At 64.8% G+C, this 21,979-nt stretch carries 25 protein-coding genes; 4 read left to right on the forward strand and 21 right to left on the reverse strand.

Features of this window, described 5'->3' with window-relative positions:
• Positions 1 to 67 precede the first annotated feature (67 nt).
• On the reverse strand, positions 68 to 1,054 hold the full coding sequence (locus H4O10_RS12355) for a malate dehydrogenase (RefSeq protein ID WP_004153634.1): 987 nt from the start codon (positions 1,052 to 1,054) through the stop codon (positions 68 to 70).
• A 118-nt stretch (positions 1,055 to 1,172) separates the two neighbouring features.
• The gene (locus tag H4O10_RS12360; RefSeq protein WP_005408225.1) at positions 1,173 to 1,664 is read right to left on the reverse strand and encodes a peptidylprolyl isomerase; all 492 of its coding nucleotides are present in this window, start codon (positions 1,662 to 1,664) and stop codon (positions 1,173 to 1,175) included.
• Between the two features lie 273 nt (positions 1,665 to 1,937).
• Between H4O10_RS12360 and typA the strand changes: the two genes are divergently transcribed.
• From typA to H4O10_RS12375, 3 genes are read left to right on the forward strand one after another with little or no spacing between them, the layout of a single operon-like run.
• Positions 1,938 to 3,785, forward strand: coding sequence for a translational GTPase TypA (gene typA, locus H4O10_RS12365; RefSeq protein ID WP_005412346.1), 1,848 nt, complete (start codon positions 1,938 to 1,940; stop codon positions 3,783 to 3,785).
• Between the two features lie 11 nt (positions 3,786 to 3,796).
• Positions 3,797 to 4,264 (forward strand): DUF2127 domain-containing protein, encoded by a 468-nt coding sequence (locus H4O10_RS12370; protein ID WP_049433060.1) that lies wholly within the window; start codon positions 3,797 to 3,799, stop codon positions 4,262 to 4,264.
• Between the two features lie 41 nt (positions 4,265 to 4,305).
• Entirely contained in the window at positions 4,306 to 5,928 is a 1,623-nt protein-coding gene (locus H4O10_RS12375; RefSeq protein ID WP_049452115.1) for an amidase, read from the forward strand.
• A gap of 91 nt (positions 5,929 to 6,019) precedes the next feature.
• Here the strand turns inward: H4O10_RS12375 and H4O10_RS12380 are convergent, their stop codons facing one another.
• Together H4O10_RS12380 and H4O10_RS12385 are read right to left on the reverse strand one after the other, a co-directional pair.
• Positions 6,020 to 7,204, reverse strand: coding sequence for a mechanosensitive ion channel family protein (locus H4O10_RS12380; protein ID WP_033835444.1), 1,185 nt, complete (start codon positions 7,202 to 7,204; stop codon positions 6,020 to 6,022).
• Positions 7,205 to 8,055: 851 nt separating this feature from the next.
• The gene (locus H4O10_RS12385) at positions 8,056 to 9,441 is read right to left on the reverse strand and encodes a 3-deoxy-7-phosphoheptulonate synthase class II (protein ID WP_033835443.1); all 1,386 of its coding nucleotides are present in this window, start codon (positions 9,439 to 9,441) and stop codon (positions 8,056 to 8,058) included.
• Between the two features lie 221 nt (positions 9,442 to 9,662).
• Here H4O10_RS12385 and H4O10_RS12390 point away from each other — a divergent pair, with 221 nt between their 5' ends.
• Positions 9,663 to 11,789, forward strand: coding sequence for a TonB-dependent receptor (locus tag H4O10_RS12390; RefSeq protein WP_049453992.1), 2,127 nt, complete (start codon positions 9,663 to 9,665; stop codon positions 11,787 to 11,789).
• 121 nt (positions 11,790 to 11,910) lie between these two features.
• On the opposite strand, the gene H4O10_RS12395 is transcribed toward H4O10_RS12390, so the two are convergent.
• The 17 genes from H4O10_RS12395 to rplN form a co-directional block, all read right to left on the reverse strand.
• The gene (locus H4O10_RS12395; protein WP_005412342.1) at positions 11,911 to 12,417 is read right to left on the reverse strand and encodes a disulfide bond formation protein B; all 507 of its coding nucleotides are present in this window, start codon (positions 12,415 to 12,417) and stop codon (positions 11,911 to 11,913) included.
• A gap of 241 nt (positions 12,418 to 12,658) precedes the next feature.
• Positions 12,659 to 13,042, reverse strand: coding sequence for a 50S ribosomal protein L17 (gene rplQ / locus H4O10_RS12400; RefSeq protein WP_005408217.1), 384 nt, complete (start codon positions 13,040 to 13,042; stop codon positions 12,659 to 12,661).
• Positions 13,043 to 13,233: 191 nt separating this feature from the next.
• A complete protein-coding gene (gene rpoA, locus H4O10_RS12405) occupies positions 13,234 to 14,232 on the reverse strand; it encodes a DNA-directed RNA polymerase subunit alpha (protein ID WP_005408216.1) in 999 nt (332 codons plus the stop codon).
• Between the two features lie 55 nt (positions 14,233 to 14,287).
• Positions 14,288 to 14,917, reverse strand: coding sequence for a 30S ribosomal protein S4 (rpsD, locus tag H4O10_RS12410; protein ID WP_004145446.1), 630 nt, complete (start codon positions 14,915 to 14,917; stop codon positions 14,288 to 14,290).
• Positions 14,918 to 14,932: 15 nt separating this feature from the next.
• The gene (gene rpsK / locus H4O10_RS12415) at positions 14,933 to 15,322 is read right to left on the reverse strand and encodes a 30S ribosomal protein S11 (RefSeq protein WP_004145443.1); all 390 of its coding nucleotides are present in this window, start codon (positions 15,320 to 15,322) and stop codon (positions 14,933 to 14,935) included.
• 11 nt (positions 15,323 to 15,333) lie between these two features.
• Positions 15,334 to 15,690: a 30S ribosomal protein S13 gene (gene rpsM / locus H4O10_RS12420; RefSeq protein ID WP_004154500.1), complete on the reverse strand. Its 357-nt coding sequence runs from the start codon at positions 15,688 to 15,690 to the stop codon at positions 15,334 to 15,336.
• Between the two features lie 347 nt (positions 15,691 to 16,037).
• A complete protein-coding gene (gene secY, locus H4O10_RS12425; protein WP_180845713.1) occupies positions 16,038 to 17,405 on the reverse strand; it encodes a preprotein translocase subunit SecY in 1,368 nt (455 codons plus the stop codon).
• 7 nt (positions 17,406 to 17,412) lie between these two features.
• Complete coding sequence (gene rplO / locus H4O10_RS12430; RefSeq protein WP_004154498.1) at positions 17,413 to 17,856, reverse strand: 50S ribosomal protein L15; 444 nt, start codon at positions 17,854 to 17,856, stop codon at positions 17,413 to 17,415.
• A 6-nt stretch (positions 17,857 to 17,862) separates the two neighbouring features.
• Complete coding sequence (gene rpmD, locus H4O10_RS12435; RefSeq protein ID WP_005408214.1) at positions 17,863 to 18,054, reverse strand: 50S ribosomal protein L30; 192 nt, start codon at positions 18,052 to 18,054, stop codon at positions 17,863 to 17,865.
• The gene (gene rpsE, locus H4O10_RS12440; protein WP_004154496.1) at positions 18,047 to 18,589 is read right to left on the reverse strand and encodes a 30S ribosomal protein S5; all 543 of its coding nucleotides are present in this window, start codon (positions 18,587 to 18,589) and stop codon (positions 18,047 to 18,049) included. Before rpsE ends, rpmD begins: the two co-directional genes overlap by 8 nt.
• A 161-nt stretch (positions 18,590 to 18,750) precedes the next feature.
• Positions 18,751 to 19,110: a 50S ribosomal protein L18 gene (gene rplR, locus H4O10_RS12445; protein WP_026346969.1), complete on the reverse strand. Its 360-nt coding sequence runs from the start codon at positions 19,108 to 19,110 to the stop codon at positions 18,751 to 18,753.
• An 80-nt stretch (positions 19,111 to 19,190) separates the two neighbouring features.
• The gene (rplF, locus tag H4O10_RS12450; protein ID WP_019659576.1) at positions 19,191 to 19,715 is read right to left on the reverse strand and encodes a 50S ribosomal protein L6; all 525 of its coding nucleotides are present in this window, start codon (positions 19,713 to 19,715) and stop codon (positions 19,191 to 19,193) included.
• An 18-nt stretch (positions 19,716 to 19,733) separates the two neighbouring features.
• Complete coding sequence (gene rpsH, locus H4O10_RS12455) at positions 19,734 to 20,132, reverse strand: 30S ribosomal protein S8 (RefSeq protein WP_021204581.1); 399 nt, start codon at positions 20,130 to 20,132, stop codon at positions 19,734 to 19,736.
• Between the two features lie 258 nt (positions 20,133 to 20,390).
• Positions 20,391 to 20,696: a 30S ribosomal protein S14 gene (gene rpsN / locus H4O10_RS12460; protein WP_019659577.1), complete on the reverse strand. Its 306-nt coding sequence runs from the start codon at positions 20,694 to 20,696 to the stop codon at positions 20,391 to 20,393.
• Between the two features lie 18 nt (positions 20,697 to 20,714).
• On the reverse strand, positions 20,715 to 21,257 hold the full coding sequence (rplE, locus tag H4O10_RS12465) for a 50S ribosomal protein L5 (protein ID WP_005415416.1): 543 nt from the start codon (positions 21,255 to 21,257) through the stop codon (positions 20,715 to 20,717).
• Positions 21,258 to 21,268: 11 nt separating this feature from the next.
• Positions 21,269 to 21,586, reverse strand: a complete 318-nt coding sequence (gene rplX, locus H4O10_RS12470) for a 50S ribosomal protein L24 (RefSeq protein ID WP_004154490.1) — start codon at positions 21,584 to 21,586, stop codon at positions 21,269 to 21,271.
• Between the two features lie 16 nt (positions 21,587 to 21,602).
• Positions 21,603 to 21,971, reverse strand: coding sequence for a 50S ribosomal protein L14 (gene rplN, locus H4O10_RS12475; RefSeq protein ID WP_010483978.1), 369 nt, complete (start codon positions 21,969 to 21,971; stop codon positions 21,603 to 21,605).
• Positions 21,972 to 21,979 lie beyond the last annotated feature (8 nt).

Genomic DNA, 21,979 nt, shown 5'->3' on the forward strand with positions numbered 1-21,979 from the left:
CGTACCAACCAACGGTCGGTACCTACCTTGATGGAAGACGTACCGGCCGGAGCCGGTACCGCCTGCATCAGCCCAGCAGGTGGGCGACGCCGGCGCGCTCTTCTTCCAGCTCGGCCAGGGTCTTGTCGATGTACTTCTGGCTGAAGTCGTCGATCGGCAGATCCTTGACCAGGGTGTACTTGCCGTTCTCGGTGGTCACCGCGAAGCCGAAGATCACGCCTTCCGGAATGCCGTAGGAACCGTCGGACGGCACGCCCATGGTGACCCACTTGCCGTTGCTGCCCAGCACCCAGTCACGCACGTGGTCGATCGCTGCATTGGCGGCCGAAGCAGCCGAGGACGAGCCACGGGCTTCGATGATCGCCGCGCCGCGCTTGCCGACGGTCGGGATGAAGGTGTTGGCGTTCCACTCCTGGTCGTTGATCGCATCGGCGATCGACGCACCATCGGCGGTGGCGAAACGGTAGTCCGGGTACATGGTCGGGCTGTGGTTGCCCCACACCACCAGCTTCTCCATGCCACCGACCGGCTTGCCGAGCTTGGTCGACAGCTGGCTCAGCGCGCGGTTGTGGTCCAGGCGCAGCATGGCGGTGAAGTTTTCCGGCTTCAGGTCCGGGGCCGACTTCATCGCGATGTAGGCGTTGGTGTTGGCCGGGTTGCCGACCACCAGCACCTTCACGTCACGGCTGGCGACCTTGTTCAGCGCTGCACCCTGGGCGGTGAAGATCTTGGCGTTCTCCAGCAGCAGGTCCTTGCGCTCCATGCCCGGGCCGCGCGGACGTGCGCCGACCAGCAGGGCGATGTCGGCGTCCTTGAACGCGACTTCGGCGTCATCGGTGCCGACCATGCCGGCCAGCAGCGGGAAGGCACAGTCTTCCAGCTCCATCATCACGCCCTTCAGGGCGGCCTGGGCCTTGTCCACCGGCAGTTCCAGCAGCTGCAGGATGACCGGCTGGTCCTTGCCCAGCATTTCGCCGGAGGCGATGCGGAACAGCAGGGCATAACCGATCTGGCCGGCGGCGCCGGTCACGGCAACACGAACGGGTGCTTTCATGGGGGTTTCCTCTTGCTTGCAAGCGTTTGATGGGACGCCGCGGGCAGAGCCACGCAGGCCAGGCGGGCGGCGGGGAACAGGGAAACGGCCACCCATGGGTGGCCGTTTCGAAGGGGGATCAGGCGGCGAGGTGCTTGTTCCACTCCGCGACGCGGTCGGCCTGGGCGGCCAGCACGGCGTCGACGTCGCCTTCCAGGGTGATCGAATGGATCACGTCGCCCTGCTTGACCGAATCAACGATGGCCTGGCCTTCCAGGACCTTGCCGAAGACGGTGTGGCGGCCGTCCAGCCAGTCGGTCTTGATGTGGGTGATGAAGAACTGGCTGCCGTTGGTGTTCGGGCCGGCGTTGGCCATCGACAGCGAGCCGACCTCGTGCTTCACGCCGTTCTTCTCGTCTTCGAACTTGTAGCCCGGGCCGCCGGTGCCACGACCCTGCGGGCAGCCGCCCTGGATCATGAAGTCGGCGATCACGCGGTGGAAGATCAGGCCGTCATAGAAGCCGTGCTTGACCAGGTTCACGAAGTTGGCCACGGTCAGCGGCGCCTTGTCGGCGAACAGCTCGACCTTGATCGGGCCCTGGGTGGTGTCGAAAGTGGCGATGAGGGACATGAAGATCCTTGATGCAGAGGGGAACGCGTCTAGCCACCTAGTTTACACCTGCCTCGTGGCGGCGGCGGCTTCGACCATCGGTGAAGAACCCGGCTTCAGCCCATGGACGGGAAGCCGCGTCTCCGGGCGCTGGCGGCCCCGGCCGACGCGGCGGACAGCCAGCTGAATGGGCCCCGCGACGGATGTGAAATCCACCTTTTCGCGAATCGTCAAGTTCGACGTATAATGTTGGACTTCTTTTTCCAAATCCGGCGCCGACTGCCCCCCTTTCGTATGTCCATCGAAAATCTTCGCAACATCGCCATCGTCGCCCACGTCGACCATGGCAAGACCACCCTGGTCGACCAGCTGCTGAAGCAGTCCGGCACCCTGTCCGAGCGCACCGTCCTCGCCGAGCGCGTGATGGACAGCAACGACCAGGAAAAGGAACGCGGCATCACCATCCTGGCCAAGAACACCGCCATCACCTGGGAAGACAAGAAGACCGGCATCAAGAACCGGATCAACATCGTCGACACCCCCGGCCACGCCGACTTCGGTGGTGAGGTCGAGCGCGTGCTGTCGATGGTCGATACCGTGCTGATCCTGGTCGACGCGATGGACGGCCCGATGCCGCAGACCCGCTTCGTGACCCAGAAGGCCTTCGCGATGGGCTTCAAGCCGATCGTCGTGGTCAACAAGGTCGACCGTCCGGGCGCCCGTCCGGAATGGGTGATCGACCAGGTCTTCGACCTGTTCGACAAGCTCGGCGCCACCAACGAGCAGCTGGACTTCCCGATCGTCTACGCCTCGGGCCTGAACGGCTATGCCGGCCTGGAAGACACCGTGCGCGACGGCGACATGACCCCGCTGTACGAAGCGATCATGCAGCACGCGCCGAAGCCGGAAGTGGATCCGGAAGGCCCGTTCCAGATGCGCATCAGCCAGCTGGACTACAACAACTTCGTGGGCGTGATCGGCATCGGCCGCATCCAGCGCGGCACCCTGAAGAAGAACATGCAGGTCGCGGTCATCGACCGTGAAGGCAAGAAGCGCAACGGCAAGGTGCTGCAGGTGCTGGGCTTCATGGGCCTGGAGCGCATCGAGCAGGATTCGGCCGAGGCCGGCGACATCGTGGCCATCTCCGGCATCCAGGAGCTGACCATCTCCGACACCATCTGCGCACCGGACTTCCCGGAAGCGCTGCCGGCGCTGACCGTCGACGAGCCGACCATCTCGATGACCTTCCAGGTCAACAACTCGCCGTTCGCCGGCAACAAGGACCTGTCCGGTGGCAAGTTCCTGACCAGCCGCCAGATCAAGGACCGCCTGGACCGTGAAAAGGTCCACAACGTGGCCCTGAAGGTCGAGCAGCTGGAAGACGCCGACAAGTTCCTGGTCTCCGGCCGTGGCGAACTGCACCTGTCGGTGCTGATCGAGAACATGCGCCGCGAAGGCTACGAGCTGGCCGTGTCGCGCCCGGAAGTGATCATCAAGGAAATCGACGGCCAGCTGATGGAGCCGATCGAGCAGCTGGTGGTGGACATCGAAGAAATCCACCAGGGCGGCGTGATGGAAAAGCTGGGCACCCGCAAGGGCCAGCTGAAGAACATGGAATCGGACGGCAAGGGCCGCGTGCGCTTGGAGTACCAGATCCCGGCCCGTGGCCTGATCGGCTTCCAGAACGAGTTCAAGACCCTGACCCAGGGTTCGGGCCTGCTGTTCCACGTGTTCGACCACTACGGTCCGAAGGAACAGGGCGCGATTGCCAAGCGCATCAACGGCGTGATGATCGCCAATGCACCGGGCACCACGCCGGCCTACTCGCTGGGCCCGCTGCAGGAGCGCGGCAAGCTGTTCGCTGCTGAAGGCGACAACGTGTATGAAGGTCAGCTGGTCGGCATCCACTCCAAGGACAACGACCTGACCGTCAACGCGATCAAGACCAAGCCGCTGACCAACATGCGCGCTTCGGGCAAGGACGATGCGATCCAGCTGACCCCGGCGATCAAGTACTCGCTGGAACAGGCCCTGGACTTCATCGAAGACGACGAGCTGGTCGAGATCACCCCGAAGGAGATCCGCCTGCGCAAGAAGTTCCTGACCGAGAGCGATCGCAAGAAGGCTTCGCGCGGCGGCTGAGCCAGCACCCCGTGAACCAGAGCGGCTACAACCCGGATCCACACCGGCATCCGGGTCTGCACGTCATCGCCCTGCTCGAAGCGAGCAAGGCGATGCTGGCACTGTTGGCCGCCACCGGGCTGGAAGTGCTCGGACCGCAGCCGCTGCGGCACGGCATCATGGCCCTGATCCGGCGTTTCAGCCTGGATCCGGACCATGGCACCCTGCCCTCGCTGCTGCACATGATCAGTCCCGACGCGGTCCACCTGGCCGCGGCGGGGATGATCGGCTACGGCCTGCTGCACCTGGTCGAAGCCTGGGGCCTGTGGCGGGCCAAGGCCTGGGCGTCCTGGCTGGGCTGCCTGACCGCCGCCCTGTACCTGCCTTTCGACGTCTTCGCGATCATCCGCCATCCCGGTTGGCCGTCATGGACGATCCTGGCGATCAACCTGATCGTGGTCTACGTCCTCGCCCGCGACCTGCGCAAGCGCCACCGCTGAGCACCGGCTACACTGGGGATTGGAGCCGACCAAGCCGCCCCATGCGCCCGTCCTTGCCGCCTCTGCTGACCTGCCTGCTCGCCGCGCTGCCGGCGCTGCTTTCGGCTGGCTGCAGCCCGGCCACGCCCAGCGCGCATGCGGCCGAACCTGCGAGCCGCAACGTGCCGTTCCCGTACGCCGAAACCGATGTCGCCGACCTGCAGGCGCGGATGACTGCCGGAGATCTGGACAGCACCACCCTGACCCAGGCCTACCTGCAGCGTATCGCCGCCCTGGACCGCACCGGGCCCCGCCTGCGCGCGGTGATCGAGCTCAACCCCGACGCGCTGAAGGAAGCCGCCGCACGCGACCGCGAGCGCCGCGAAGGGCGCCTGCGTGGGCCGCTGCATGGCATCCCCCTGCTGCTGAAGGACAACATCAACGCCGCACCGATGGTCACCAGTGCCGGCTCGCTGGCCCTGCAGGGCTTCCGTCCGGACGATGCCTACCTGGTACGCCGGCTGCGCGAGGCTGGCGCCGTAGTGCTGGGCAAGACCAACCTCAGCGAGTGGGCCAACTTCCGCGGCAATGACTCCATCTCCGGCTGGAGCGCGCGCGGCGGCCAGACCCGCAACCCCTACCGCATCAGCCATTCACCGTGCGGTTCCAGCAGCGGCAGCGCGGTGGCCGTGGCCGCCAACCTGGCCAGCGTGGCGATCGGCACCGAAACCGACGGCAGCATCGTCTGCCCGGCCGCGATCAACGGCGTGGTCGGTCTGAAGCCGACGGTCGGGCTGGTCAGTCGCGATGGCATCGTGCCGATCTCCTTCAGCCAGGACACCGCCGGCCCGATGACCCGCAGCGTCGCCGATGCTGCCGCCGTGCTGACTGCGATCGCCGGCCGCGATGACGCCGATCCCGCCACCGCGACCATGCCCGGCCGTGCGGTCTACGACTACACCGCGCGCCTGGACCCGCAGGGCCTGCGCGGCAAACGCATCGGTCTGCTGCAGACGCCGCTGCTGAAGTACTGCGGCATGCCGCCGCTGATCGATCAGGCAGCGACCGAGCTGCGTCGCGCCGGCGCCGTGGTGGTGCCGGTGGAGCTGCCCAACCAGGGCGCGTGGGCCGAGGCTGAGCGCACGCTGCTGCTCTACGAATTCAAGGCCGGGCTGGAGCGCTACTTCAGCACCCACCGCGCGCCACTGCGCAGCCTGGCCGAACTGATCGCCTTCAACCAGACGCACAGCAAGCAGGAACTGGGCCTGTTCGGCCAGGAGCTGCTGGTGGAGGCCGATGCCACCACCGGCCTGGCAGACCCTGCCTACATCCGCGCGCGCAGTGATGCGCGCCGGTTGGCCGGTCCGGAAGGCATCGATGCAGCCCTCGCCGCCCATCAGCTCGATGCGCTGGTGGCGCCGACCACCGGTGTGGCGTGGCCGATCCGCAGCGAAGGCGACGACTTCCCGGGCGAGAGCTACAGCGCCGCTGCCGTGGCCGGTTACCCCAGCCTGACCGTGCCGATGGGCCAGATCAACGGCCTTCCCGTCGGCCTGCTGTTCATGGGCACCGCCTGGAGCGAGCCGAAGCTGATCGAAATGGCCTACGCCTACGAGCAGCGCACCCGTGCGCGGCGGCCGCCACACTTTGATACCGATGCGCTGATCGACGCCGGCGAGCCCTGAGCTCCGGTGACGCCGCGACATCTTGCTTCCGGTAGTGCCGGCCGCTGGCCGGCAGCTCGATCGCTCCGGCGTTGCCGGCCAGCGGCCGGCACTACCGATCCTGTGGCTCCACCGGCACGATCGCCGCCTCACCATCTTCAGCACCCGGTGAACGCACATCCGCAGTGCGTGCACGTGGACCACGCGGCATATCCAGCTCGTCTTCGTGTTGCAGCCGCGCACGCACCTGCGGCAACGACTGCGGGTGCTCACGTGCGAGGAAATCGAGCATGCGTTCGCGCACCAAGCAGCGAAGATCAAAGGCATCACCGGAACTGCGCGCGCTGACCAGCAGGCGCACCTGGATCGCGCGCTCGTTGGTTTCGGTCACCTGGGTTACGCAGACGCGCCCATCCCATAGCGCCTGGCCATGGCAGATGCGCTCCAGCTCGGCCCGGATCGCCGCGATCGGTGCCCGATAGTCCAGCCACAGAAACGCAGTGCCGAGCAGATCGGCACTGCGCCGCGTCCAGTTCTGGAACGGGTTCTCGATGAACCAGGTCAAGGGCACCACCATCCGCCGCTCATCCCAGATCCGCACCACCACGTAGCTGCTGCCGATCTCCTCGATGCGTCCCCACTCGCCTTCGACGATCACCACGTCGTCCAGGCGGATCGGCTGCGTCAGTGCGATCTGCAGGCCGGCGATGAGGTTGCCGAACACCGGCTTGGCGGCGATGCCCGCCACCAGCCCGATCAGGCCTGCCGACGCCAGCAGCGCCGTGCCGATCTTCTGCACCATCGGGAAGGTCAACAGCACCAGCGACGCACCGAGCACGATGATGCCGCCCATCAACACCCTGCTGAGCACGCGCGTCTGGGTCTGGATGCGGCGTGCCTCCAGGTTGTCGGAGACATCGATGGGATGGCTGCGCAGGATCGCGCGCTCGCCCGCCGCCACCGCGCGTACCAGCAGCCAGACGAAGCAGGCCATCAATGCAATGTGCAGTCCGTGCTGCAGATGGCCCAGCAACGGATCCTGCAGCGGCGTCGCCTGCAAGGCGGGAATCAGCAGCAGCAGCGGCCACGCGGTAGCCAGCGGCAACCCGAGTACTCGACCGATACGCGCACGTCGGCGATCACGCCCTTTCAGCCGGTGATAGATCCACAGGATCAGCCACGCGCCTATGCCGCCCACCACTACGGCCAATCCCAACGGCCATGCGTAGGCCTGTGCGCTCTGCCAGTGCACCGTTGCCACCTCCAGTCGAACAACCAGGTGGACAGCCTCGCGCATGGCGCATGAGCGTCACGTCAGCCGTTCGTAAGCAGGGTGTTGGTCGGGAGGGCTTGCAGCCCTGCACCTGCTGCGTGATGGGGCAACAGCAACAGCCGAAGCAGAAGCGGGTTTCCTGTGGGATGGCGGGGTGGGTCCGGTTGCGGGGGGCGCTGCAAGTCCCCCTCCGGGGCCCGGCCCAGCCGCCGGCGGCTGTGCGTTCGGGCGCTTGCGAAGCAGTGCCTCGCAAGCAAAGCGCCCTCACCCATGTAAGCTCGGTCGCCGCTTGCTCGTGTGCGCAGTCCTGCGCACACGGCAAGACCGGGGTTGGGCGTCCTGCCCAACCCGCCCGAGGCATGCCTCGGGCCCATGCGGCTCACGCCCCCGCAACCGGACCCACCCCGCCTTCGACAGTTTTCTGCGATCTGTCGGAACCTGCTGCTGATGGTGGGTGCCGACCGTTGGTCGGCACGGGGTCGGAGCCCATTTTGAATACTGCTATCTGACAGAAAAATCGTGTCGACCAACGGTCGACACCTACCAACAGCCGCGCATGCCAATCGCCGCAGTTACCAGTAGATCCACGCCATGCGTGGATGATTCATTCGACATCTGACAGATGTGCCGACCAACGGTCGGCACCCACCAATAGCGACCTGAACCTGTCGATGGTGGGGCGGTGTCGGAGTGCGGGGTGTCAGCCGCATGGATGCGGCTGCCAAGCTTACAGGGACGTACTTGCAGCGTCCCCGCACTCCGACACCGCCCCGCCAGCCCATGGAATGCATGCTGTTGCCGCGGCTTCGGCTTCGGCTTTTGCCGTTGACGTTGATTGCAGCAGGTGCAGGGCTGCAAGCCCTGCCGAAAACCCCTTACCGCACCTGCTCCTGCTTGCGCACGATCGCCATCGCGATCTCCAGCGACTGCTCATAATTCAACCGCGGGTCCACCGTTGAGCGATACGCACGCTCCAGGTCACGCTCGGTCAGTTCGCGCGCACCACCGGTGCATTCGGTCACGTCCTCGCCGGTCAGCTCCAGGTGCACGCCACCCAGGCGCGTGCCCGCGGCCGCATGCAGATCAAACGACATCTCCACTTCGCCACGCACGTTGTCGAAGCGACGCGTCTTGAAGCCATTGGCAGTGCTTTCGGTGTTGCCATGCATCGCATCGCACACCCACAGCACGCGGCGGCCATCACGCTTGACGGCATCCAGCAGCGGCGGCAGCTTCTCGGCGATCTGCGCCGCACCCATGCGATGGATGAAGCTCAGTCGACCCGGTTCGTCGTGCGGGTTGAGCACATCGATCAGGCGCAGCAGCTGGTCCGGCGTCACCGACGGGCCGACCTTGATCGCAATCGGATTGCGCACGCCACGCAGGTATTCCACGTGCGCGCCATCGAGCGCAGCCGTGCGCATGCCGATCCACGGGTAATGCGTGCTCAGGTTCAACCAGCCCTGCTGGCGCGGCACCTGGCGCGTCAGCGCCTGCTCGTAGGGCAGCAGCAGCGCTTCATGCGAGGTGTAGAAGTCGATGCGGTTGAGGTTGTGCACGCGGGCCCCGGCCAGGGTCTCCATGAAGTGCACCGCATCGCCGATCGAGGCCACCATCTTCTGGTACTCGGCCGCCAGCGGCGAGTGGCTTACCCACTCCAGGTTCCAGTATTCGGGGTGGTGCAGGTCAGCGAAACCACCGTCGATCAGCGCACGCACGAAGTTCATCGTCATCGCCGAATGCGCGTGGGCCTGCAGCATCCGCTTCGGGTCCGGCAGACGCGCTGCTTCAGTGAAAGCGGGGGCGTTGATCACATCGCCGCGGTAGCTCGGCAGGGTCACGCCGTCGCGGGTCTCGGTATCGGCCGAACGCGGCTTGGCGTACTGGCCGGCAAAGCGGCCAACGCGGATCACCGGCTGGCGCAGGCCGTGCACCAGCACCAGGCTCATCTGCAGCAGGACCTTCAGCCGGTTGGAAATGGTGCCCGATTCGCAGTCGCTGAAGTTCTCGGCGCAGTCGCCGCCCTGCAGCAGGAAGCGCTTGCCTTCCTGGGCCTCGGCCAGCTGCTGCTTCAGCGCCAGGATCTCCCATGAGGTGACCAGCGGTGGCAGCCGCTTAAGCTCGTGCAGGGCCGCCTCCAGGGCTACCGGGTCGGGATAGGTCGGCATCTGCAGCGCGGTCTTGCCCCGCCAGCTCTCCGGCGACCAGGCAGCGGCGGTCGCGGCGGGATCGGGCACGGGCGGAACGGCGGACAGGCTCATTGCAGACTTCCGGAATGGGGGGCGGTCATGGTCGCAGAGCCGGCCGCTGACGCAAAGGGCCGGTCCGGCCTACCGGCTCGCCTGAACGGCAGAGAAAGGCCGACGCCAGCGGCCAGATCCTGCATGGTCAGCCGCCCGGGACAGGCGCATGATTTGTTACGGAGTAACACTTCAATGTCATGGACCGGCCCCTTCCACATCCAGCCGCCACCTCTCCCACCATGAAGCCCTCGCCCCTCGCTACCGGCATCACCTTCGCCCTGGCTCTGGCCAGCCTGCCCGCCTTCGCCTCGGCAGCCGACGCCCCCGCTTCGTCCGTCAAGGATCTGGATGCGGTCACCGTCCACGCCCAGCTCGATCAGGCCCGCAACACGTTGTCGCCGGACATCGGCAGCAGCCAGTACCAGATCACCGCCGAGGACATCCAGAAGCAGCCGCTGGGTGCCTCCGCGCCACTCAGCCAGGTACTGCTGCAGGCCCCTGGCATGGTCCAGGACACCTATGGCGGCGTGCATGTGCGTGGCGACCACGCCAACCTGCAGTACCGCATCAACGGCGTGCTGCTGCCCGAATCGATCTCCGGCTTCGGCCAGACCCTGGACGCGCGCACCATCAAGAGCATCCGCCTGATGGACGGCGCACTGCCGGCGCAGTTCGGCGAGCGCACCGCAGCGGTGGTCGACATCACCACCCGCAACGGTGCCGGGCTGGGCAATGGCGGCAGCGCGGGGCTGACCACCGGCTCGTTCGGCAAGATCAATCCGAACGCCTCCTGGTGGGGCAACCAGGGGCGCTGGAGCTGGTTCCTGACCGGCAACTACGACCAGCATGAGGTCGGCCTGGAGAACCCCACCAACTCACGCAAGCCGCTGCACGACGATACTCACCAGGGAAAGGCGTTCGCCGACCTCACCTACCTGGTCAACGACAACACCCGCCTGAGTGTGTTCGCCGGTTTCGCCAACAACCGCTTCCAGATCCCGGTCAACCCGGGCCAGATGCCACAGTTCGGATATCTGGACACCACCACCTTCGACTCCAGCCAGCTGGATGAGACCCAGCGCGAGACCACCCGCTTCGGCATGCTGGTGCTGCAGGGCACGCTGGGCAGCACCGCGTACCAGCTATCGGCCGGACAGCGCTACAGCGACGTGGCGTTCAACCCGGACGTGGTGGGCGACCTGGTGTTCAGCGGCGTCGCCTCGCAGGTCCAGCGCAGCAACCGCGCCAACACCCTGCAGGCCGACTTCTCAACGCCGTTGGGCAACGACCACACGCTGCGCTATGGCCTGTACGGCAATTACGAGAACGCGCGGGCCAGCAGCAACAGCTGGGTGTTCCCGGTTGATGACGGCGGCCAGCAGTCCGGCACGACACCGCTGTTGATCCCCGACCGCAGCGCGTTCCACGCCAGTACGCTGGCACTGTACGTACAGGACGAGTGGAAGATCGGCGACGACTGGACCGTGAACTACGGCCTGCGCGGCGACCGCTACAAGGCCTTCGGCCGCACCGAAGGCCAGCTCAGCCCGCGCGTGGGCGTGGTCTGGAATGCCAGCGACAGCACCACCGTGCACGCCGGCTATTCGCGCTACTTCACGCCACCGGCCAGCGAGTTGATTGCCAGCAGCGACATCGCGCTGTACGACGGCACCACCAACCAGCAGCCCAGCGGCGGCAACAACACGCCGCTGGCCGAGCGCAGCGACTACTACGACATCGGCGTCTCGCAGCAACTGGGCGAGCACCTGACCCTGGGCCTGGACGCGTATGACCGACGCGTCGCACGCCTGCAGGACGAAGGCCAGTTCGGCGCTGCCTACATCTATTCGACCTTCAACTACCGCCGTGGCCACATCCGCGGCCTGGAGTTCAGCGCCGACTACAGCAACGGTCCGTTCAGCGCCTACTTCAACGCCGCGCTGAACAAGGCCATCGGTACCGACGTCATCACCAGCCAGTACAACCTCGATCCGGAAGCGCTGGCCTATGTGGCCAACCACTGGATCCACCTCGACCACGACCAGAAGCTGACATCATCGGGTGGTCTCAGCTACGCCTTCGCCGGACACAACCGGATCGGTGCCAACTACGTGTTCGGCAGCGGCCTGCGTTCGGACATCGAAGGCGTACCCAACGGCGGCGAGCTGCCGTCGTACCTGCAGGTGAACCTCAGCGCCGGGCACGACTTCAATGCCGGCAGCGGCCATCCGTTGCACGTCCAACTGGCCGTGATCAACGCACTGGATCGCAGCTACCAGCTGCGCGACGGTGGCGGTGTCGGCGTCTTCGCCCCGCAGTGGGGACCGCGCCGAGGTGCTTACCTGAGCCTGCAACAGGACTTCTGAGGTAGCGCCGGCCGCTGGCCGGCATCCTCACGGTGTGCCGGCCAGCGGTCGGCACTACCCTTCGTCAACGATTGGGGTCAGAGCCCTTTGCGATGCCAAGGGACCCGACCCCGTTTCGCTTTCAGCGCTTGACCTTGCCCAGCGACACCACCAGCGCCCACAACGCCAGCAGCACGAACCACACGCCCGACCACATCGGCATGGTCAGGCCCAGGAAAGTCCAGTCGATGTTGCCGCAGTTGCCGGTACCGGTCAGTACCGTGCGGAATACTTCCAGCGGTCCCATGGTCTCGCTCAGGAACGCCAGCGGCGGGCCACAGGTGGAACCCATTTCCGGCGGCAGCATCTGCACGTAGACGTGGCGCGCGGCGATGCCGGCACCCACTGCGGCGGCAATGAACGCCAGCACGCCATAGGTCGCGCGTCCCGGGCGGTTGGAGGGCCCGTGCAGCGCACCGATCAGGAACAGCAGGCCGAGCGCGGCAAAGGCCAGGCGCTGGAAGATGCACAGCGGACACGGCTCCAGGCCCATCTTCAACTGTAGGAAGATCGCGTAGCCAAGCAGGCCCGCGCAGATCAGGAAGCCCAGCAAGAACTGGGCGCGGAAGGGCCAGCGCAGTGGATTCATCGTCAACGCTCAAATGGATCAGGCGCCAAGCGTAACCGAGAGTGCGTGCCATTCGAACCGCCACAGGTGACGCCTGTCGGAACGGTGCGGGTCAGATCCCAGTACGAATGCAAAGGGCTCTGGCCTGCGGTGCTGCCTGCCCGGGGTCAGGGCCCTTTCCTGCGGAAAGGGATCCGAGCCCTGGAAACGCAAAAGCCCGGCAGAGGCCGGGCTTTCGCTGTGTCGCGTTGGAGCGGTCCGATTACTCGGCCACTTCCTCGGCCACGACCGGACGGTCAACCAGCTCAACGTAGGCCATCGGCGCGTTGTCGCCGGCGCGGAAGCCGCACTTCAGCAGGCGCAGGTAGCCGCCCGGACGGTTCGCGTAGCGCGGGCCCAGGATGGTGAACAGGTTGCCCACGGCTTCGTTGTCGCGCAGGCGGGCGAAGGCCAGACGGCGGTTGGCGACGGAGTCGACCTTGGCCAGGGTGATCAGCGGCTCGGCAACGCGGCGCAGTTCCTTGGCCTTCGGCAGGGTGGTCTTGATCAGCTCGTGCTTGAACAGCGAGGCGGCCATGTTCTTGAACATCGCTTCGCGGTGGGCGCTGGTGCGGCTGAACTTACGGCCAGACTTCTGGTGACGCATGGTGATATTCCTTGGTTAATGATGTGGCTGTGTAGATCGTTGTCGCCATCCTGGCGTTGCTGCGCGGACTGCGGATGGTCCTGGCCGCCCGTCCTGGACGACCTGCCGCGCGAACCTGCGGTTCGTCATGGCATGGTGTGTTGCATTGAAGGCCCCACCGCGAACGGTGGAGCCTTCAGGCATTACCGATATCAGCCCAGCATGCCGTGGCTGGCGACACCGGCCGGCGGCCAGTTCTCCAGCTTCATGCCGAGCGACAGGCCGCGCTGAGCCAGCACTTCCTTGATCTCGGTGAGCGACTTCTTGCCCAGGTTCGGGGTCTTCAGCAGCTCCACTTCGGTCTTCTGGATCAGATCGCCGATGTAGTAGATGCTTTCAGCCTTCAGGCAGTTGGCCGAACGCACGGTCAGCTCCAGATCGTCGATCGGGCGCAGCAGCACCGGATCCACGCCGTTGTTTGCCGGCTTGGCCGCACCGCGGTCGCGGTGGGTGAAGTCACCGAACACCGACAGCTGGTCGCTGAGGATGTCGGCGGCGGTGCGCACGGCTTCCTCGGCGTCGATGGTGCCGTTGGTCTCGATATCGATGACCAGCTTGTCCAGGTCGGTACGCTGTTCGACGCGGGCCGCTTCCACGGCATAGGCGACGCGGCGGACCGGCGAGAACGAGGCATCCAGGACCAGACGGCCGATGGCACGGGTTTCTTCGTCCGGACGACGACGCGCGGCAGCCGGCTGGTAGCCGAAACCACGTTCGATCTTCAGACGCATGTTGATTGCCGTGTCCTTGGTCAGGTGGCAGATCACATGGTCGCCGTTCAGGATCTCCACATTGTGGTCGACCTTGATGTCGGCAGCGGTGACAACGCCCGGGCCCTGCTTGGACAGGGACAGGGTGGCGCTGTCGCCGGAGTGCATACGGATGGCCACGTCCTTGAGGTTCAGCAGGACTTCGAGCACGTCCTCCTGCAGACCTTCGACCGTGGTGTACTCATGCAACACGCCGTCGATTTCGACTTCCGTGATGGCGAAGCCCGGGATGGACGACAGCAGCACGCGACGCAGGGCATTACCCAGCGTATGCCCGTAACCCCGCTCCAAAGGTTCGATAACGACCTTTGCACGGGTGTCGGTAAGGCGTTCGATCTGCGGACCGCGAGGACGCAGAACCTGGTTGGCGGTAACCGTCATGTTGCGGGTTCTCCTAGTGAACCCCCGGCCGTCGCCGGGGGCTCTCCAATGTGAATTACTTCGAATACAGCTCGACGATCAGCGCTTCGTTGATGTCCGCAGGCAGATCCGAACGATCCGGAACAGCCTTGAAGATACCGGTGAACTTGCCGGAATCCACTTCAACCCACGACGGGCTCAGGTCATGCTGGGCGGCGACGGTCAGGGCTTCCTGGACGCGCAGCTGCTTGGCAGCCTTTTCAGACAGAGCGATGGCGTCGCCAGCCTTGACCTGGTACGAAGCCAGGTTGACCGACTTGCCATTCACGGTGACGCCGCGGTGCGACACCAGCTGACGGGCAGCCGGACGGGTCACGGCGAAGCCCATGCGGTAGACGACGTTGTCCAGGCGGGTTTCCAGCAGCTGCAGCAGGTTCTCGCCGGTGTTGCCCTTCTTGGTCGAGGCCTTCTTGTAGTAGTTGCGGAACTGACGCTCCAGCAGGCCGTAGATACGCTTGACCTTCTGCTTTTCACGCAGCTGGGTGGCGTAGTCGGACAGCTTGCCCTTGCGGGCAGTGGCGCCGTGCTGGCCGGGCTTCTGCTCCAGCTTGCACTTCGAGTCCAGCGCACGCGCCGGGCTCTTCAGGGACAGGTCGGCGCCTTCGCGGCGGGCGAGCTTACAGGTAGGACCGATATAACGAGCCATTTCTTATCGCTCCCTTTAGACGCGACGCTTCTTCGGCGGACGGCACCCGTTGTGCGGGATAGGCGTCACGTCGATGATGTTGGTGATCTTGTAGCCGACGTTGTTCAACGAACGCACGGCCGACTCACGGCCCGGACCCGGGCCCTTGATGCGAACTTCCAGCGACTTCACGCCGTAGTCCAGCGCAGCACGACCGGCCTTTTCAGCGGCCACCTGGGCAGCGAACGGGGTCGACTTGCGCGAACCGCGGAAGCCAGCGCCACCGGAGGTCGCCCACGACAGAGCGTTGCCCTGGCGGTCGGTGATGGTGACGATGGTGTTGTTGAACGAAGCGTGGACGTGGGCAACGCCGTCGGTGACGACGCGCTTGATCTTCTTCTTGGTCTTAGCAGCGGGCTTAGCCATTTCTCAGTCCCTTACTTCTTGATCGCCTTGCGCGGACCCTTGCGGGTGCGGGCGTTGGTACGGGTGCGCTGGCCACGCAGCGGGAGGCCACGACGGTGACGCAGGCCGCGGTAGCAGCCCAGGTCCATCAGGCGCTTGATCGCGATGCCGATCTCACGGCGCAGATCGCCTTCCACGATGTACTTGCCGACTTCGGCGCGCAGGCGCTCGATTTCCGGCTCCGACAGATCGCGGATCTTGGTGGTCGAAGCAACGCCTGCGACTTCGCAGACCTTCTTCGAACGGGTACGGCCGATGCCGTAAATGCTTTGCAACCCGACCCAGACATGCTTCTGGGCTGGCAGGTTGACGCCTGCAATACGCGCCATGACGCGGTTCTCCAGCTGAGTGATGGCCGACAGCGCGCCTCGGGCACGCCAATCCGGCGGGATGGATCAAAAAAGTGAACTAGCGATACTAACAAGGTTCCGGTTTACATGGAAGCCCGTGAAACCATTGGTTTCATGAACCCGGCCTGGGGAGTGTGCCCAGGCTCCGGCGCCGGATGGGGTTGGACCTGGGGTTCCCCCCGGGGCCGCCCGCGCTACTCCAGCGCGGGACCACCTCATCACACCCCCACCCGGAACCGCTGCGGGGGCCGCCCTTCGTTTGTGTGGCCGGAGTCCGCGAAGCGGAGGGACCATCACGTCAGGAAGACGAAAGTATAACAGGCCAATCAGCCGCGGGCAAAACCGCCGCGGTTGCCGCCCTTCAGGTTGGCCTTCTTCAGCAGGCTCTCGTACTGGTGGGACATCAAGTGCGCCTGCACCTGGGCGATGAAGTCCATCACCACCACCACCACGATCAGCAGCGAAGTACCACCGAAGTAGAACGAGGCGTTCAGCTGCGTGCGCATCAGTTCCGGCAGCAGGCAGACGATCACCAGGTAGGCCGAGCCGGCTGCGGTCAGGCGGGTCAGCACGCCGTCGATGTAATCGGCGGTGGCCTTGCCCGGGCGGATGCCCGGAATCAGCGCGCCCGACTTCTTCAGGTTGTCGGCGGTTTCCTGCGAGTTGAACACCAGCGCGGTATAGAAGAACGCGAAACCGGTGATCAGCGCAGCGAACACGATCATATGCAGCGGCTCGCCCGGGCCGAGGGCATTGGCGACCTTCTGCAGGACCTGGCCGAAGCTGCTCTGATTGGCAGCCTGGCCGGACCACATGGCCAGGGTGGCCGGGAACGCCAGCAGGCTCGAGGCGAAGATCGCCGGGATGACGCCGGCCATGTTGAGCTTCAGCGGCAGGAACGAGGTCTGGTTCATGTACGCGTTGCGACCGCCCTGGCGGCGCGCGTAGTTGACCGTGATCCGGCGCTGGCCACGTTCGACGAACACCACGAAGAAGGTGAAGGCGAGCACGACGATGGCGATCAGCAGCAGCTGGATGAACTGGATGTTGCCGTCGCGGTAGGCGTCGAAGGTGTGGATGATCGCACCCGGCAGGCCTGCGACGATACCGGCGAAGATGATCAGCGACACGCCGTTGCCGATGCCGCGTTCGGTGACCTGCTCACCGACCCACATCAGGAACATGGTGCCGGCGGTCAGCGCGACCACGGCGGTGAGCACGAAGCCCATGCCCGGCGCGTACACGACCGGAGCGCCCGACGGCGAGACCTGGCCCTGCAGGGCCAGCGCGATCGAGCCGCCCTGCACCACTGCCAGCAGCACGGCGCCGGTGCGCGAATACTGGGTGATCTTGCGGCGGCCGGACTCACCTTCCTTCTGCATCGCCTTCAGGGCGGGGAAGATGTGCACGGCCAGCTGCATCACGATCGATGCCGAGATGTACGGCATCACGTTCAGCGCGAAGATGCTGAAACGGTGCAGGGCGCCGCCCGAGAACATGTTGAACATGTCCACGATGCCGCCGCCCTGCTGTTGCATCATGGCAAGCATGGCATCGGGATTGACGCCCGGCACCGGCACGTAGCAGCCGATGCGATAGACGATCAAAGCCCCGACGACGAACAGCAAACGTTGGCGAAGTTCAGTGAACTTGCCCATTCCGCCCGCGAGGTTACCGATGCCAGCTTGCGCCATGATTTTCTTACTCCGTTACGCTGCCGCCGGCAGCTTCGATCGCGGCCTTGGCACCCGCCGTGGCAGCAATACCCTTCAGGGTGAACGCCTTGGTCACTTCGCCCTTGACGACGACCTTGGCCTTCTTGGCAGTGCTCGGGACCAGCTTGGCAGCACGCAGGGCGGCGAAGTCGATCTCACCGGCCGGCAGCTTGTCCAGCGCGTACAGCAGCACTTCAGCGGTGTCCTTGGCGATCGGCGAACGGAAGCCGATCTTCGGCAGACGACGCTGCATGGGGGTCTGGCCGCCTTCGAAGCCAGCCTTGATCTTGCCGCCACCCTTGCGGGCGAACGAACCCTTGTGGCCGCGGCCGGCAGTCTTGCCCAGGCCCGAGCCGATACCGCGACCGACGCGGGTACGCTCGGTGCGGGCGCCCGGTGCCGGGCTCAGTTCATTGAGACGCAGAGTCATGGTCGATTACTCCTCAACCTGGACGAGGTACTGAACCTTGTTGATCAGGCCGCGCACCTGCGGGCTGTCCTTCAGTTCACGCACATCGTTGAGCTTGTTCAGGCCCAGCGCACGCACCGACAGGCGGTGACGCGACTGGGTACCACGCAGGCCACGCACCAGGCGGACCTTGACAGTCTTGTTGGACTCATTAGCCATGGTTGAGTTCCTCCACCTTCTTGCCGCGCTTGGCCGCGATGCGAGCCGGCGACTGTGCAGCAGCCAGGCCCTTCACGGTGGCACGCACCAGGTTGATCGGGTTGCGCGAACCGGTGGCCTTGGCCAGCACGTTCTTCACGCCAACGGCTTCCAGCACGGCGCGCATGGCACCGCCGGCGATCACGCCGGTACCTTCCGAAGCCGGCTGCATGAACACGCGGGCTGCGCCGTGACCATCCTTGATGGTGTGCCACAGGGTGCCGTTGTTCAGGTCAACGCTGACCAGGTTCTTGCGGGCCTGTTCCATCGACTTCTGGATGGCAACCGGCACCTCGCGGGCCTTGCCATAGCCGAAACCGACCTTGCCTTCGCCGTCGCCGACGACGGTCAGGGCGGTGAAGGTGAACTGGCGGCCACCCTTGACGGTCTTGCTGACGCGGTTGACCGCGACCAGCTTTTCGATCATGCCGTCGTCGATCTTCTCTTCGCGGTTACGGTCGCGATCGCGACCCCGCTGCTGACGCTCTTCTGCCATGTTGATTCCTTGGTTGTTTGGGTATGTACGGCTCGAAGCCGCTTATGGTTGTGGCGTGACGCGGCGTTCCGGTGGGCCGCTGCAGAAGAGCGGCGCCGTCCAGCCTCACTCAGGCTGGCGAGCAGGTGGGCAGGAGGCCAATGGCCCCCTGCCTTTGTCCCTTAGAACTGCAGGCCGGCTTCGCGGGCGGCTTCTGCCAGGGCCTTGATGCGGCCGTGGTAGCGGTAGCCCGAACGATCGAAGGCAACCTTCTCGATGCCGGCGGCCTTGGCGCGCTCGGCAACGATGCGGCCAACCTTGGCAGCAGCATCGGCGTTCTTGCCGTTCTTCAGGCCTTCGATGACGTCGGCCTGGGTGGTGTTGGCAGCAGCCAGCACCTTGGAGCCGTCGGCGGTGAAGACCTGGGCGTACAGGTGCTGGCCGGTGCGCAGCACCGACAGGCGGGCGACGCCGAGCTCACGGATGTGGGCACGGGTCGACTTGGCGCGACGCAGGCGGGCGATGTTCTTGTTCATTTTGATTATTCCTTGAAAGCTGAAGGAAGAGCTTTTCCCTGAGAAGTCCGCACAGGGATGTGCGGGCTCTTGCGAGGGACTCGCGCTTATGCCTTCTTGGCTTCCTTACGGATGATGACTTCGTCGGAGTACTTCACGCCCTTGCCCTTGTACGGTTCCGGCTTGCGGAACGCACGGATCTTGGCGGCAACTTCACCGACGACCTGCTTGTCAGCGCCCTGGACCAGGATCTCGGTCTGGGTCGGGGTCGACAGCGTGATGCCTTCCGGCGCCACGAACACGACCGGGTGCGAGAAGCCCAGCGACAGGTTCAGGTCCTTGCCCTGCATGGCAGCGCGGTAACCCACGCCCACCAGCTCCAGCTTGCGCTCGAAGCCTTCGGACACGCCCTTGACCATGTTGGACAGGATCGCACGCACGGTACCGGTCAGTGCGACCAGGTCGGCGCTTTCGGTGCTCAGGGTGGCAACGCCGTTGTCGACGTTGATGGCAATACCGGCCGGCTTGGCCAGCGACAGGGTGCCCTTCGGGCCCTTGGCGGTGACGCTGTCCGACTGGACGTTCAGTTCAACCTTACCCAGGGTAATCGGCTTCTTGGCTACGCGGGACATAGTTCTACTCCTTTCGCCTTAGGCCACGAAGCACAGGACTTCGCCGCCGACGCCCAGCTGGCGCGCCTGCGCATCAGTCATGATGCCCTTGGAGGTGGAAATGATGGAGATACCCAGGCCGTTCATGACCTTCGGCAGCTCGCTCTTGCCGCGGTACTGGCGCAGGCCCGAACGCGAGAAGCGCTTCAGGGTCGCGATGACCGGCTTGCCTTCGAAATACTTCAGCACGATTTCCAGCTCGGACTTGTTGTTTTCCAGCTGGGTCACGCGCAGGTCGGCGATGTAACCCTCGTCCTTCAGGACCTGGGCGATCGCAACCTTGATCTTGGACGACGGGGCTTTCACCGTCTGCTTGCCCACCGCGGCCGCATTCTTGATGCGGACCAGCAGGTCGGCGATGGGATCAGTCATGCTCATATGAGTACCTTTGAGTGCACCGATATCCGCTTTCGCGAAAATCTGTTGTCTCCTGGAAACGGGCCAGGTCCCTTGATGCAGCGGGCCGGAAGCCCACTCCTACGACCCCGTTTGCGCAGGGCAAGACGCGGGAGTATACGCCAAAAGAGCCCGGCTTGCGCCGGGCTCCTCGGTTTTTTTGCGTCGGGAAAGCTGAATGCCTCCCCTGCCCGGTTCAGGAACCCCCGAAGGGGCTCCTGATCGCAGGGCCGGCTGGGGTTACCAGCTGGCCTTGCGCAGACCCGGCACGTCGCCACGCATGGTGGCTTCACGCAGCTTGTTACGGCCCAGGCCGAACTTGCTGTAGACGCCACGCGGACGACCCGACAGCTCGCAACGATTACGCTGGCGGCTCGGCGACGAATCGCGCGGCAGCTTGGCCAGCTTGGTTGCGGCCTCGATCTTCTCTTCGTAGGTCGCGTCCACGGAGGACACGATCTTCTTCAGAGCCGCACGCTTTTCAGCGTACTTCTTGGCCAGCTTTTCCCGCTTGATGTCGCGGTTGACCATGGAGGTCTTTGCCATTTCGGTTTCCTCGACAGATCAGTTACGGAACGGGAACTTGAACGCTGCCAGCAGCGCCTTCGCTTCCGCATCGGTCTTCGCAGTGGTGGTGATGGCGATATCCATGCCGCGGATCGCATCGACGGCGTCGAAGTCGATTTCCGGGAAGATGATCTGTTCCTTCACACCCATGTTGAAGTTGCCGCGGCCGTCGAAGGAACGGCCGGAAACACCACGGAAGTCGCGCACGCGCGGCAGCGAGATGTTGATCAGGCGGTCCAGGAACTCGTACATCTTGTGGCGACGCAGCGTGGTCTTGCAGCCGATCGGCCAACCATCACGGATCTTGAACGACGCGACCGAGATACGCGACTTGGTGACAACCGGCTTCTGGCCGGAAATCTTGGTCATGTCCGCGACGGCGTTTTCCAGGATCTTCTTGTTGGTGGCAGCCTCGCCGACACCCATGTTCAGGGTGACCTTGACGAGCTTCGGTACTTCCATCGGATTGGTGTAGCCGAACTGCTTCATCAGCGCCGGCACCACTTCTTCCTTGTAGATCTTTTCGAGACGGGAAGTCATCTTCACATTCCTCAGGCGTCGAGCGCCTCACCGCTGGAGCGGAACACACGCAGTTTGCGTCCATCCTCCAGCACCTTGAAGCCAACGCGTTCGCCCTTGCCCGAAGCCGGGTTCAGCACGTTCACGTTGGAGATATGGATCGAAGCTTCGCGCTCGACCACGCCGCCGGCAACACCTGCCTGCGGGTTCGGCTTGGTGTGGCGCTTGACGATGTTCACGTTGGCGACGACCACACGGTCGCCGTCGACGCGGACGACTTCGCCCTGCTTGCCCTTGTCCTTGCCAGCGTTGACGACAACCTGGTCGCCCTTCTTGATACGGTTAGCCATGATTATCTCCTGTCGCTCACAGCACTTCGGGAGCGAGCGAGACGATCTTCATGAACTTCTCCGAACGAAGTTCACGGGTCACCGGCCCGAAGATACGGGTACCGATCGGCTCCTGCTTGTTGTTCAGCAGGACGGCCGCGTTGCCGTCGAAGCGGATCAGCGAACCGTCGGCGCGACGCACACCCTTGCGGGTACGCACCACGACGGCGTCATACACTTCACCCTTCTTGACCTTGCCGCGCGGAATCGCATCCTTCACGGTGACCTTGATGATGTCGCCGATGCCGGCGTAACGGCGCTTGGAACCACCCAGCACCTTGAAGCACATCACCTGCTTGGCACCCGAATTGTCCGCGACGTCAAGGTAGCTCTGCATCTGGATCATGATTCAGA

This window comes from Stenotrophomonas sp. I18B00994 (assembly GCF_014145825.1).
GTDB lineage: Bacteria > Pseudomonadota > Gammaproteobacteria > Xanthomonadales > Xanthomonadaceae > Stenotrophomonas > Stenotrophomonas maltophilia.